This window comes from Cohnella sp. GCM10012308 (assembly GCF_042649185.1).
GTDB lineage: Bacteria > Bacillota > Bacilli > Paenibacillales > Paenibacillaceae > Cohnella.
On the sequence record NZ_JBHRYU010000013.1, the window covers coordinates 18,311 to 31,041 of the forward strand.

A 12,731-nucleotide genomic window follows, 5' to 3' on the forward strand; every position below is an offset into this window, starting at 1 on the left:
ATTAAATGCTAACGGAAGCGATCAAATCCCGAATCGGTATCGTCTTTCGTTCCAACCTGGACTGCTCGGCCGCGAACGCCATCATATGGCTCTGCACTGAGACGTCTGCCGAAGATAAGCTCGCTCCGTCCCCCTCCCCTCGCACGAGTCGCGTGAAGTCGCGCATGATGCCCAGGTCACCGCCGCCGTGATTCAGCCCGGTGGACGCCAGATCGATCGTTTCCACGCGTCCCGTCTTAAAGTCGGAAATCTCGATGGTGTTTTTAGCCATGTGGGCGCGCAGTTGTCCCCGGGTTCCCATAATCTTGAGCGTGCGGCCCCCGTCCGTCGTGAAGGCGGTCATCGTGAACGTCGCCGTGATGCCGTTGGCGAACTCCATCGCCACCACTTGGTGATCGACGACGTCGTTGTCGCAGCGATAGACGCATCTGCCGTAAGGACCGGTGCGCAGTGCCTCCAGCACGCCCTCTTCGCTCGTGTCGTGGCTGATCGCGCCGCGAAGAATCCGCTCCGAGACCTTATCCTCGTTGTTCAGGTAAATATCGGGCGCGTAGTAAGGACACTCGTCGCTGAACGGGCAGCCGTCCAGACAGCGGTACGGCGCGCCCGGCGGCGCGTTTTCTTCGGTAAAATGCTTGAGTCCCCCGAAGGAAGACAGCGTGTCGCAGTCCGCGCCGGCCAGCCAGACCAGAATGTCGAGATCGTGGCAGCTCTTGGCCAGGATCATCGGATTGGACTCTTCCGCTCTGCGCCAGTTGCCTCTGACGAAGCTGTGCGCCTGATGCCAGTAGCCGACGTTCTCGATCATGTCGATCGTGACCGGATCCCCGATCCGCCCTTCGTCAAGCAACCGCTTGACGGTCGAAAAGAACGGCGTGTATCGGAGCACGTGGCAGATGGCGAACACCCGGTCCGTGCGCTCCGCGTATTGGCCGAGCCTCGCGCATTCGCCGGGGTCGTTGGACATCGGCTTTTCGAGCAGCACGTGGTAGCCGAGGGTGAGTGCCTGGACGGCCGGATCGTAATGCATCCGGTCCTGCGTGCAGATGAGGACCGCGTCCGCGACGGGAGGCCTTGCGAGCAGCGCCTCCCAGCTGTCGAAGCGCATGGCCGGATCGATGCCGTGCAGATCGGCGAACGCTTCGCGCCGGATTGCGTCAGGCTCGGCCACGGCGGTGATCCGCAGCTCTCCGGGCTGATCCAGCGCGTATTGGGCATACTCCCTGCCTCTTCCACCGGCGCCGATGACGGCAACCGTTACGGTTTTCATGATGTCGGACTCCTTTTGACGCTTTGGATCAGCCCTTGACGGAGCCGATCATGGCGCCTTGCTCGAAGTGCTTCTGAATAAACGGATAGATGATCAGGACAGGCAAACAGCCGAGCAGGATAATCGCATATTTCAGCGATTCGAGAATGACCTTGTGGCCGTCCTTGGTCGTTGCCTCGAGCACGTCGCCCGCTTGTCCGACGACGACCAGATTGCGGATGACGAGCTGCAGCGGGAACAGGTTTGGATTGCGGATCAGCAGGAGCGCGCTCTGGAAGTCGTTCCAGATCGCGACGGTATAGAACATGCCGATCGTCAGCAGCACCGGCAAGGACAGCGGCATCACGATGCGCGTGAGCACCGTGAAGTCGGATAAGCCGTCGATGCGTCCCGATTCCTCGACCTCGACGGGCATCCCGGAGAAAAACGTACGCATGACGATGAGATTGTACGTATTGACCGCATTGGGCAGTACGACCGCCCAGATCGTATCCATGAGTCCGTAGGCTCGCGCGGTCAGGTAGAACGGAATCATGCCTCCGGCAAACATGATCGTGAATACGATATACAGCATGATCGGCTTGTACAAAACGAGTCCCCTGCGCGAAAGCGCGTAGGCGCCCATAATCGTCAAAGACATCGATATGAAGAGACCCAGGACGACATAGCCGATTGAATTGCGGTAGCCGATCCACAGCCGATTGTCTTCGAAGACGGCTCTCAAGGCGTCGAACTGCAGGCCCCTCGGAAAGAAACTGATCTCGTTGCGAACGACATGTTCCGGCGCGCTGATCGCGACGGAAGCCATATGCAAGAATGGGAATACCATGGCGACCGCGACGAATAGCAGCAGCAAAAAGTTGACGACGTCGAATACGCCGATTTTTCCTGTCCTTACCATAGACTGGTCTCCCCCACTTTGCGGCTTGCGACATTCGTTAAATAGACGAGCAGCATGGTGACAAGTCCCAAGGACAAATTGATCGCCGTAGCGTAGCTCATGCCGCCGCCAAGAATGCCGATCCGGTAAACGTAGGTCGAGATGATGTCCGCGGTGTCCAAATTGCCGGGGTTGCCGAGCAGGAACGCTTTGTCGAACGGAATATTGATAATGCCTGAGATACTCAGGATGAACATGATGACAATCGCCGGGATGATGCCCGGGAGCGTCACGTGAACCGTCTGCTTCCAACGGTTCGCGCCGTCCATCCGGGCCGCTTCGTACAACTGGGGATCGATGGCCGCGAGCGCGGCGAGGAAGATGATCGTGCCGTAGCCCGTCATCTGCCAGATGTCCGACGCGATATAGATCGTCCGGAACCATTCGGGCCGCTGCAGGAAGTTGATCGGCTCGAAGCCGAAGGATTGAATGGCTTTGTTGATCCACCCTGTGCTCGGGGACAGCAGCATGATCATGATGCTGGACAATACGACGCTCGAGAGGAAGAAAGGCAGGTAACTGACGGACTGCACGAATCGCCTGAACTTCTTCCAGCGCATCTCGTAGAACAAAACCGCCAGCGCGATCGGCGCCGGGAAGGCGAAAATAAACTTATATAAACCCAATAAGAGCGTGTTGCGGACAATAAGCCAGGCGTCGGGATTGCTGAAAAACATCCGGTAGTGCTTGAGCCCGACCCATGGGCTGTGCCAGACGCCCTTGAACAGGTTGTAGTCCATGAAGGAGACTACGATCCCGAACATCGGGACGTAGTGGAACAAGAGATAGTAGAGCAGCACGGGCAAGAGCAGCAGCAAATACACCTTGTCGCGCTTCATGCGGTGAAGGACGGATTGCTTCATGGCGTTACTCCTTTCGGGAAAAGCACGGAGCCGTGCACTGCTTCATCTACGCACGGCCCCGCTGCTTGCTATCGTTGCTTACTTCGTATTCGCGAGCTGACGATCGAGCGCCGTCTGGTACGTCGTGCGGACCTTCTCGAGATCATGCTTGCCGAGCTCCTTGAGGAAGGCGTCCCACTCGCTCATCGGACGGTCGCCGTTGATAAACTTCGTGACTTCGCCCGTCCAGAACTTCCATAGCTGGTCGTTCGACGTCGAGAGCGCTGCCGCTTCGTCGGCGGTCAGGTTCGGACGGCTGTAGGCGACGGGGAACCGGTACTTCGGCGCCTCGACATAAGCGTATTGCTCTTCCGGCTTGACCAGCGAGAGCCAGGCGTTGAAGTCGAACCAGCCGTAGGTCGCGGCGGTCTGGATGCCGGAGATCACGCGCAGGTCGTTCGCTTCCTTGTAGTTTTCGTTAAACTTGCGCTTGCCGTCCACTGTCGTGTACGTCTCGCCTTCCTTGCCCCAGCTCTGGATGTCCTTGCCCTTCTCGGAGAAGATGTAGTCCAGATAGCGGTAGGCCGCGTCCTTGTTCTTGGACGTGGAGGCGACGGCAAGGCCGTAGCCCTCTTGGCCGCCCTTCGGCAGGTAAGGCTTGTCGCCGGCGCCGATCGGAGGCGCCATGAATTGCAGGTGGCCCTCGGTCAGCTGGCTGTTCATGATCTCGATCTGGCCGATGAATTGGACGGTGACGAACGCCTTGTTGGTCGACATGAACTGCGTCCAAGCCTTGTAGTCCATCGTCAGCCAGTCCGGCGGGATGAGCTTTTCCTTCACGAATTTGTTGAGCCATTCTACCATCGTCTTGGCGTTCGGGTCTTCGAGACCGAACTTCATCTTGGTCGGATCCGCCGGATCCTGATAGAATTCCGGGTAGACGTCGAAGGAAGGTCCGAACGTATCGAGCGTGCTCAGGCCGTGGCGGAACAGGAACGGATAGCTGTCGGGGTAGATCTCCTTAAGCTTCTTGGCCACCGTATACAGTTCGTCCCACGTCTTCGGAACTTCGAGATTGTTCTTTTGGAAGATGTCGTCGCGGTAGAACCAGACCATCTGGCTGCCTTCGCCCGCGCCGTCGTTGATGATGCTGAAGATCTCGCCGTTCGGCGACACCACGCGGGACATGACGTCCGGGTGGCTGTCGAGGAACGCCTTGACGTTGGGCATCTGGTCCAGATGCTTGGACAGATCCTCGAAGGCGCCTTGGGAGCCGAACTTCTGAACGTCGTTCGGGAATACGGACAGCACGTCGGGCATGTCGCCCGAAGAGACGGCCAGCGCCAGCGATTCCGGGCCGGTCGCGAGCACTTGCTCGACGTCGATGTTGGTCTCTTCCTTGACCCACTTCCATACGCCCCAGTCCGGCTTGGGCGGCCAGGCCGTATTGTTTTCGGTAAAGATGCGAATCTTCGCCGGCTCCGGCAATGCAGCCGACGCGCTTGCCGATCCGCTCGCCGTTGCCGATGCCGACTGGCTCGCTCCGCTTGCGTCAGATGAGCTTGCGGCCGGCTCATTGTTATTGTTGTTGCCGCATCCGCTTACGGTCAGCGCGACCGCCGCCGCGGCCGCCCATGTCCATTTCAACGATTTCATTCCGACACCCCGTCCTTTTCGAATGTAGTCTTAAGTTGCCTTGCAAGTTGCCTTGCGATTAAATGGCCTTGCGCATGCTGCTTGCCGTTCGGTCCGGCCCGGCATCTCCCCGGCCATCCTTTGGCTTGCTCTCATCGTAGGCGCTCCGGGCCTGCCCGGTAAATAATCGGTTGTCTTTAAAAATTGTACTTTTTTCGAGGCATATTAAAAAAGTATTAGCTTTCCGTAAAACAGGCAAAGAAACAGGCTTCAACAGTCAAAAACGGCGGCAGGGCGGGCTTTTTCCCGCTTCCTGCCGCCGTCTGCTTCATTCCCCCGAAGCGCCTTGCATGCTTTTGCGATAATCGCTGGGCCTAAGGCCCGTATACTTCTTGAACATCCGGTTAAACGATGCAATGTTGCGATAGCCGACGGCCTCCGCCACTTCCTGGATCTTGGAGCGGCCGTTCACGAGCATGGCCGCCGCCTCCTTGATTCGCGTCTCGTTCACGTACTCGACGAAGTTTTTGCCCGTCTTGTCTTTAAAGTAAGTCGACAAATAACCGCTGCTCAGGTTCAGCTTTTCCGCAAGCGCATCGAGATAGATTTCCTCCGCCAGATGCTCGTTCACGTAGTTCATAACGAACGTGGTCACCGTATCCTTGCGGTCCTTTTTGCCGTCGATCTCCGCCGCCGTCCGGCGTATCCAATCGAGCAGCAGAAGCTCGAGCGCCTCCATCGTGACGCAGCCTTCGATGCGCTGCTCCGCGTTTTCCATAATGACGTCCGCGGCCGGCGCGCCGAGCTGATCGGCTGCCGTGCTTCGGATTCGCTCCGTCAGCGACTCGGCGAATTCCAGCCAAGCAGCCGCCGTCAATTCGCGGTCGCGCTGCTTCGCGAAGAAACGCTCCATGAGCCGCTCGAGCACCTCTCCGTTGCCTTCTCGCAGATTCGCCCTGAACTCGGCCTCTTCTTCCTGGGAGAAGGCAATCTCCGTCTCCCGGCTCGAAGAGGACGTCACGATCTGCGTCTCGTCGACGAGGCCGCGATCGTCGATCCGCTCCCGCACCTCCTTGTAGGCGGCGCTGATCTGGTCGGAGCGATCGTAGATCGAGGTGACGGCGATCGTGATCGTACCGCTGTCCCGGTCCTGGTCGAACACCGTCTTCATCTCCTGCAGCAGCTCCTGCAGCGTCTCCAGCCGATCGATGAACACCAGGCTTAAGATCTGGTTGTATTCCACCTGATTTGTCAGCGCGTCGGGGAATACGCGGTTCAGCTTGTCCTCGATAAATACCTTCATATAATACAACCAGCTGCTGAACGTTCCGTCGTCCCAACTCGCGCCCTTCTTTTCGACGACCTGGAACAGGACGAACGCAAACGGCTTGTCCGTGAACTCCAGCTTTGCGGCTTCGCGGCCGCTTCCCCGTATGTCCTTGAGCATATGAATGAACGCCCACTGCCTCATCAGCTTGTTCTTGTCCTGCAGCTGGCTGCCGATCAAGTCGAACTCCCGGATGCTCGATCTGTATGGCTCCTCGTCGCTTGCGCCCCGTATCGAGTCGACAAGCCGCTTGAACGGATTGTTGATGCGGGCGGCCAGCAGCAGCGCCATGACAAGACTGAGCAGCACGACCGCCACCACGAGCACGACGAGCGTCAGATTAAGTCGCGTCTGGGAAGCGATCTGCGCGACGGGCAGCCGGTGCATGTACGTCCTTCCGCTGATGCTTGTCCTGAAAAAATGATAGCGGTTGTCCATGACGAACTCGTTCCCGGTCCGCGACTTGAGACTGGCGAGCGCAGGAAATTTGCCGATATCCGAGCGCTCGAAAATCGTCTGGCCCTCGAAATTGTAGATGATAAAGTCATCGTTCAGCGACTGGTGGAACGCCTCGTACATACGGTTCGCGTCAAGGAAGACCGCCATATAAAAGTCTCGGTTGTCCGCGCGCTTGAAAATCATGGGGATATAATCGCCTACGACCTCCTGCCTGCCGGTAAATACGTCGGAATAAAAGCGATCCGCAGGAAAGGTCTGGTTGGTGTAGCTCTCATCGAATTGCCGGTCCCAGAAGGACTTGGGATATCGATCTCCGGCCATGAACACGTCAAAAAGATTGTCCGGCGTCGTGCTCGCCGACTTGTCGATGACGAAGTTGTGGGACTTGGAGTAGAGCACGATGTCGGCGATATACAAGTTCGAGTTCGACACCTGCGTCTGGATATCGGTAACGATCGCGCCAAAGTCCGAGTAACGCGGTTCGCGCTGCAGCTTTTGAACATGATCGCTGAACATGAAAAGGTACATTTGTTTGCGAATAATGTCGAAATGCTTCTCGTAATTCTCCATCGACGTGTCCAGCATGAGCGTGTTATACTTGACGATCTCTCCGCGAACGTTGCTCTTGGAGACGGACAGCGCATACGCGGTCAGCGATACGAGGAGAACGATAATGCTCAAGAAGCCCGCCATCAGGCGAAGGAAGAGCGTCGTCGAGAAATTGCGAAAATAACGCAGCGGCTGGAGCTTCATGATGATCATCCTGTCTGTTTGGTCTGATCGCCCGGGCGCCTTGTAAACGCTGTCGCGGGAGCTGCCAATAAATTATGTCCATCGAAACGGATTCAGCTGCCAAGCGGTATCATTTACACGATCGAATTGGGATATAGTTGCGTTGAAGCTGTCTTGAAGCTGCGGTGCTGATGCAAACGACCTATGTCCATCATAATAGCCCAGGGCATTTCGAGACAAATCTTTTTTATGTCTTTATACGATTTCGTGAAGAAAGCGCAATTAAACGACAGCGGTACCGTCCGCTCTCGCCGGCATTCGATCGATATTTAATAATAAAACAGGGATGGCTGGGAAGGGATGGATGTACACGCCTGCATGCAGGAGTTCCCGCTTGACGTAAGAAGCGCTGAAGGGGAACTCCGCGGGGCCTTGGGCCGGTTGCCGAGGTTTACGCTTTTTGTCCTGCGTACTCTTTGTTCGCCTTGTCGAGCATCGTCTTCCAGTCGGCGAACTTGGTCTCCCTGGCTACGTGCCGCTCCCACAGCTCTTCATGAATATTTTTAATGTCTTCGTGGGAGTAAACCTGGAAGTTGCCCTTCTCGAGAAACGCGGGGAACGAGTCGAAGTTCGTGTACTTGCTCATGAACGCTTCGTTGAACAGCTTATCCAGCGAGACATGGTTCGGATCCTCTTGAAACGTACGCTGGCCTTGCAAGTCTTTCAGCAATTCTTCCATGGACATCGGTTTTTGCTTTTTCAAACGACCACTCCTAATTTTTAACGATACTCCATTATTGCCGTATTCCGCCAAAGTTACAAGTCGGTAACGCAGAAACCGTCAAGGCAAATCGCCCGACGGTTCACATAGCGCCTATCGATTGCCCATCGGGAGCCGCTCCGGCAAACTGGACGAAGCATCTGCCAACTTGCGCTCTCCAGGTCTAAAGAAGCTGCAAATATACATCATTTATCTCCTAAATTAACCATCTAAGAGAAAAAAGATGCAGAAATACATCTTTTTCACGATCGCAAACCGATTACCCATGCAGACGCTGAATTTACCTGCATATTTACATGTATTTCATCCGATCGCACTGGCTGGTTGAAAAAAGATGTACGGACGCAGGCTTTTGGTTCAATGGCCGAATCAGTATTCGGCCGTTCTGCGATAGGATCTGGGTGAGTGGCCGAAGGCGGCCTTGAACGCCCGCTCGAAATGGGGCAGCGTATTGAAGCCGGAAGCGAAGCAGATCTCTGTGACGGGCAGCCGCGACACCTTGAGCAAGGCGCTTGCGAACTGAAGGCGCAAATCCTGGAGGAAGCGCTGGTAGGTCATGCCGGTCAGCTCCCTGAAGCGACGGCTGAAATAGTTGGGGGACAGATGGGCCTGCGCGGCGGTCGCCTCGAGCGTCAGCGGCTCGCGGAAGTGGATCTGCATATAGGCGACGGCCTGTCTGACCGCCTGGTCGCCGCCATGCTCTTGTGCCTGGCGGACCGACTCGGAGGGGACGCGACGGATCAGCTCGACCAGGATCCGCTCGATCGTCCCTTGGACGATCAGGCTGGCGCCCGGACGCTGCCCCTGGCGCAGCTCCGTCTCGATGCGCTCGAACTCGGCGCGGATCCGGGCTGCATCCGCTTCTTCGAATTGAACGACGAGACTGTCCGTGCGAGGGACGAACAACAGCGCTCGCAGCTCGTCCCGCAGCGCCTCGTCGGAGAAGATGAGATTGTAGTGGACGCAGGGCGGGCCGGCCGGTTTGTATAGCGCGTGAAAGTCCGCCGGCGTCAGCAAAAACAGCGTGCCGGGCCGCAGCGGGGCCGGCCGGCCGTTCAGCACGTGCTGGCCCGCGCCGGAGACGACGAAGCCGAGCTCGAAGAACTCGTGCCAGTGCACGTCGACGTCGCCCGACAGCTCGTGCACGTACAGACGAAAAGGAAGCGCCCGGTGCATGTGATCGCGATTCGTGAGCCGATCCGGCTCGCGGGTTCGATGGATGGTCATGCAGGACGCCTCCGTTTCCTCTTCAACGAGCCTCTTCAACGCGGCTCGCCGCCTGCCTTATACGTTAACGAACGGGCTGCCGGCGACATCCTTGCCGCGGGCGAGCCAGATCTTGAAGCCCGGATTGCGCTCCGGATAGACGCGGGCTTCGGTGGAAAAGTAGCGCATCGTATAGCCGCACCGTCTGTACGGGCTCGTGTTGGGCTCGGCGCCGTGGATGATGCGCGAATCGTGGAGCGAGCACTCGCCCGGCTCCAGCTCGAAGTAAACCGCCTTATTTTCGTCAACCTGGCCCTTGATTTGCGTCGGGAACAGATTGCGTCCGGCATCGATGTCCTCGTACTCGGAGAATCCGCCCCTGTGGGTGCCGGGAATGACGCGCATGCAGCCGTTCTCCCGGTTGCTCCGGTCGATCGCAAGCCATACGGTCACGATCTTGTCGTAAGAGCTGAGCCGCCCTTCCCAGTATGCCGAATCCTCATGCCACGGCGTGGCGCGTCCTACGCGCGGATCTTTGCAAATAAAGTGGCTCGACCACAGCCCGATATTCGGACCGATGATCGGCTCGACCAAATCCAGCACCTCGTCGCTCATCAAAAACGAAAGCAGGCGCTCGTCGCGAAAGTGCGGCGTATCCAGCTCGTCGGACAGCTTTGAGCCCTTCTGGGCGAGCTGATCCTCGAAGATCTCCGTCAGCTCCGCCATGCGTGCAGGGGGGAACAGCGGCTTCTTATGCAAATAATAACCTTCGTTGCGATAAAACGCGACTTCGTTGTCGGACAATACGGACTGCGTCATGAGCGGATTCCTCCTCGGTTCTTGTCGTTGCAGTACCGATTATAGATCGCCCGGCCGTTGTCTTACTCGTCATAAGATAACCAAAAGTATGCTTATCTTATCATGCTCCGTTTATGGGCCTCGAATGAGCGGCCCTAAACCTGAAGCAGCTGCTCCGCCCAACGGCGCATCCTGGCCGCATACGGCGCGAGCTCGTGCTCGGTCGCCAGCTCGTTCAGCAGCGCCGTGACGAGGAAACGCCGCGGCGCCTCCCTCTCCCCTTCCTCCCGAAGCAGCTCGACGATCTGCTCCAGCTCCCGCTTGCGCGCGTTGGGCACGCTCAGCTCGCGGATGATAGAGGTCGCTTGCTCGATGACCAGGGCGCCGCAGCGCTCGATCGCTTCCCGCAGCGACTCCGGCTGCTCGGACTCGAACTCCTTCATCAGGTCGGCCGTAAGCATCGGCTCCGAGTTCCGCGCGAGAAGACCTGCGACCAGATCGTCCATACGGTCGGCGAAATAGGCCGCCAGCGCGCGTATCGAGAGCGGCTTGGCGGATGTCTTCATCAGGTGGAGATACTCCTTGCCCATCGCGTTCAGCATCATGACCGCATCCCAGATATGCGGCTCGAGCGCCTCCCCATAGCGGCGCTGCAGCACGCCGCGGTTGAAGTTGATCAGCCTGGCGCGCTTGCGGAAGAGCATGGGACCGAGCTTGTCGCTGGAGATCGGCGGCTTCTCCTTGAACGAATTGGCCACGAACAAGCCGTGATTATAGAAATAGTCGAGCTGATGGCGGATCTCCTCGACGAACAGCTCGCGCTGCGACAGCTCCGTGCGCTCGCGGATCCGCTCGGATTCCTCCATGATCCGCGTGAAATGCGCCTCCATGATCTCGATGTACAGGTCCTCTTTGGACGGAAAAAACTTGTACAGCGAGCCCTTGGCGATGCTGCAGTCGTCCGCGATATCCTGAATGGAAGTCGCCTCGTAGCCCTTTTCCGCGAACATCCGCTCGGCCGACTCCACGATTTTGTTTTTGAGAATACTCATAGGTCCTCCTGAAAAATAAGGATTGACAAAAGTTGCCCAACACGATAAAACTAGGCCTGTAGCCTTTTATGACTGTCCGGTTTTTATTAAAACTGTATAGTCAGAACGTTAACGGAAAATCAGGATTCCGTCAAGGTTTGGGTCCGCTATTTTGGAAAGGATGGAATCATTATGGCAAATTCGCGTTCGGCTTCGCCTGACGTCGCAGCGCCCTTCTCGCTGCTCAAGCTGCTGCCGCCGCTTCTCGCCGTTATTATCGGCATGTTTATGGTTATTCTTGACACGACGGTCGTCAACAACGCGATCCCGACGCTGGTCGGCGACTTCGGAACGACGCTGCATCATCTGCAGTGGGCCGTCACCGGCTATACGCTGGCGCTGTCGGCCGTCATTCCCCTCGCGGGCTGGATGACCGACAAGTTCGGCTCCAAGCGCATCTTCATCGCGACGATCGTACTGTTCTCGCTCGGCTCCGCGCTCTGCGCGCTCGCTACGAACACGGAGCAGCTCGTCGTCTTCCGCGTCATCCAGGGCCTCGGCGGCGGCATGGTCGCCCCGATCGGCATGGCGCTCGTCTTCCGCATCTCGCCGCCCGAACGGCGCGGAGCCGTCATGGGCGTGCTCGGAATCCCGATCCTGCTGGCGCCGGCTCTCGGCCCCGTGCTGTCCGGCTACTTTGTCGAGTACGTCTCGTGGCACTGGATCTTCCTGATCAACCTGCCGATCGGCGTCGCCGCGGTGTTCGTCGCCTGGCGGTACCTGCCGACCTTCGCAAGCGCGAAGCCGCCGGCCCTCGACATCCTCGGCATGATCCTCGGACCGGTCGCCTTCGCCATGCTGGCGTTCGGCGTCAGCGAGGGCGGCTCGGACTGGGGCTCCGCCCGTACGCTGACCGGCCTGATCGTCGGCGGCGTCAGCCTGCTGCTGTTCATCATCGTCGAGCTGAGGCACCGTCAGCCGCTGCTGGAGCTGCGCGTATTCCGCACCTTCGCGTTCACGCAGGGCATCATCCTGTCCTGGATTCTGTATGCGGCGCTGTTCGGCTCCATCATTCTATTCCCGCTCATGCTGCAGCAAGTCAAGGGCTACACGCCGCTTGAGACCGGCCTCATCCTGCTGCCGCAAGCGCTCGGCTCCATGCTCTGCATGCCGATCGGCGGCAGGCTGTTCGACCGGATCGGCGCGCGCCCGATCGTCATTACCGGCACGATCTTTATATCGGCCGCCCTGCTCATCATGTCCCAGATCACGCTCGACAGGCCGCTGTACGTCATCATGCTGAACCTGTTCCTGCTCGGCTGCGGCATGGGGCTGTCGATGATGACGATGAACACCTACATCCTTAACACGGCGCCCAAGGACCTGGTCAGCCGCGTTACGCCGCTTACCAACTCGGCGCAGCAGGTCATCGTCTCCTTTGCGGTCGCCGGACTGACCGGCTATCTGTCCACGCACAGCGACAAGGTCATGGCTGCCTACAAAGGCCCGAACCCGCTCGAAGCGGCCGTCGGCGCCTTCGGCGATACCTTCCTGCTGACCTCGAGCTTCGCCATCGTCGGTTTCCTGCTTAGTCTGTTCATTCGCCGCATCAAGCCGGCCGCGCAAAAGAGCGGCGCCGGCGAGACGCGGGCGGAAGAGAGCATGCTGGCCGGACACTGATATCGTACGACCGTTTAAGAATGGCGAAAA

The 12,731-nt window shown here is 58.2% G+C and carries 10 protein-coding genes; 1 reads left to right on the forward strand and 9 read right to left on the reverse strand.

Translation table 11 applies throughout. The features are described from left to right. Window position 1 precedes the first annotated feature (1 nt). The 9 genes from ACFOTD_RS15790 to ACFOTD_RS15830 form a co-directional block, all read right to left on the reverse strand. Window positions 2-1,270, reverse strand: coding sequence for a Gfo/Idh/MocA family protein (locus ACFOTD_RS15790; RefSeq protein WP_378120353.1), 1,269 nt, complete (start codon window positions 1,268-1,270; stop codon window positions 2-4). Window positions 1,271-1,298: 28 nt separating this feature from the next. Then, window positions 1,299-2,171: a carbohydrate ABC transporter permease gene (locus ACFOTD_RS15795; RefSeq protein WP_378120355.1), complete on the reverse strand. Its 873-nt coding sequence runs from the start codon at window positions 2,169-2,171 to the stop codon at window positions 1,299-1,301. Next, window positions 2,165-3,073: an ABC transporter permease gene (locus tag ACFOTD_RS15800; protein ID WP_378120357.1), complete on the reverse strand. Its 909-nt coding sequence runs from the start codon at window positions 3,071-3,073 to the stop codon at window positions 2,165-2,167. The genes ACFOTD_RS15795 and ACFOTD_RS15800 overlap by 7 nt, the downstream gene beginning before the upstream one ends. 78 nt (window positions 3,074-3,151) lie before the next feature. Beyond that, window positions 3,152-4,708: an extracellular solute-binding protein gene (locus ACFOTD_RS15805; RefSeq protein WP_378120359.1), complete on the reverse strand. Its 1,557-nt coding sequence runs from the start codon at window positions 4,706-4,708 to the stop codon at window positions 3,152-3,154. A 307-nt stretch (window positions 4,709-5,015) separates the two neighbouring features. Further along, the gene (locus tag ACFOTD_RS15810; protein ID WP_378120361.1) at window positions 5,016-7,226 is read right to left on the reverse strand and encodes a helix-turn-helix domain-containing protein; all 2,211 of its coding nucleotides are present in this window, start codon (window positions 7,224-7,226) and stop codon (window positions 5,016-5,018) included. A 430-nt stretch (window positions 7,227-7,656) separates the two neighbouring features. Next, window positions 7,657-7,950: a hypothetical protein gene (locus tag ACFOTD_RS15815; RefSeq protein ID WP_378120544.1), complete on the reverse strand. Its 294-nt coding sequence runs from the start codon at window positions 7,948-7,950 to the stop codon at window positions 7,657-7,659. 405 nt (window positions 7,951-8,355) lie between these two features. Next, window positions 8,356-9,213, reverse strand: coding sequence for a helix-turn-helix domain-containing protein (locus ACFOTD_RS15820; protein WP_378120362.1), 858 nt, complete (start codon window positions 9,211-9,213; stop codon window positions 8,356-8,358). 57 nt (window positions 9,214-9,270) lie between these two features. Then, window positions 9,271-10,011: a phytanoyl-CoA dioxygenase family protein gene (locus ACFOTD_RS15825; RefSeq protein ID WP_378120363.1), complete on the reverse strand. Its 741-nt coding sequence runs from the start codon at window positions 10,009-10,011 to the stop codon at window positions 9,271-9,273. 134 nt (window positions 10,012-10,145) lie between these two features. After that, entirely contained in the window at window positions 10,146-11,042 is an 897-nt protein-coding gene (locus ACFOTD_RS15830; RefSeq protein WP_378120365.1) for a TetR/AcrR family transcriptional regulator, read from the reverse strand. Between the two features lie 171 nt (window positions 11,043-11,213). Between ACFOTD_RS15830 and ACFOTD_RS15835 the strand changes: the two genes are divergently transcribed. After that, window positions 11,214-12,701 carry a DHA2 family efflux MFS transporter permease subunit gene (locus ACFOTD_RS15835; protein ID WP_378120367.1) on the forward strand — a complete coding sequence of 496 codons (1,488 nt, stop codon included), beginning with the start codon at window positions 11,214-11,216 and terminating at the stop codon, window positions 12,699-12,701. Window positions 12,702-12,731: the final 30 nt, after the last annotated feature.

What these genes read in the sequence shown, in the direction of transcription:
- ACFOTD_RS15790 (WP_378120353.1), bottom strand. Translation starts at nt 1,270, where the DNA reads ATGAAAACCGTAACGGTTGCCGTCATCGGCGCCGGTGGAAGAGGCAGG.
- ACFOTD_RS15795 (WP_378120355.1), bottom strand. Translation starts at nt 2,171, where the DNA reads ATGGTAAGGACAGGAAAAATCGGCGTATTCGACGTCGTCAACTTTTTG.
- ACFOTD_RS15800 (WP_378120357.1), bottom strand. Translation starts at nt 3,073, where the DNA reads ATGAAGCAATCCGTCCTTCACCGCATGAAGCGCGACAAGGTGTATTTG.
- ACFOTD_RS15805 (WP_378120359.1), bottom strand. Translation starts at nt 4,708, where the DNA reads ATGAAATCGTTGAAATGGACATGGGCGGCCGCGGCGGCGGTCGCGCTG.
- ACFOTD_RS15810 (WP_378120361.1), bottom strand. Translation starts at nt 7,226, where the DNA reads ATGAAGCTCCAGCCGCTGCGTTATTTTCGCAATTTCTCGACGACGCTC.
- ACFOTD_RS15815 (WP_378120544.1), bottom strand. Translation starts at nt 7,950, where the DNA reads ATGTCCATGGAAGAATTGCTGAAAGACTTGCAAGGCCAGCGTACGTTT.
- ACFOTD_RS15820 (WP_378120362.1), bottom strand. Translation starts at nt 9,213, where the DNA reads ATGACCATCCATCGAACCCGCGAGCCGGATCGGCTCACGAATCGCGAT.
- ACFOTD_RS15825 (WP_378120363.1), bottom strand. Translation starts at nt 10,011, where the DNA reads ATGACGCAGTCCGTATTGTCCGACAACGAAGTCGCGTTTTATCGCAAC.
- ACFOTD_RS15830 (WP_378120365.1), bottom strand. Translation starts at nt 11,042, where the DNA reads ATGAGTATTCTCAAAAACAAAATCGTGGAGTCGGCCGAGCGGATGTTC.
- ACFOTD_RS15835 (WP_378120367.1), top strand. Translation starts at nt 11,214, where the DNA reads ATGGCAAATTCGCGTTCGGCTTCGCCTGACGTCGCAGCGCCCTTCTCG.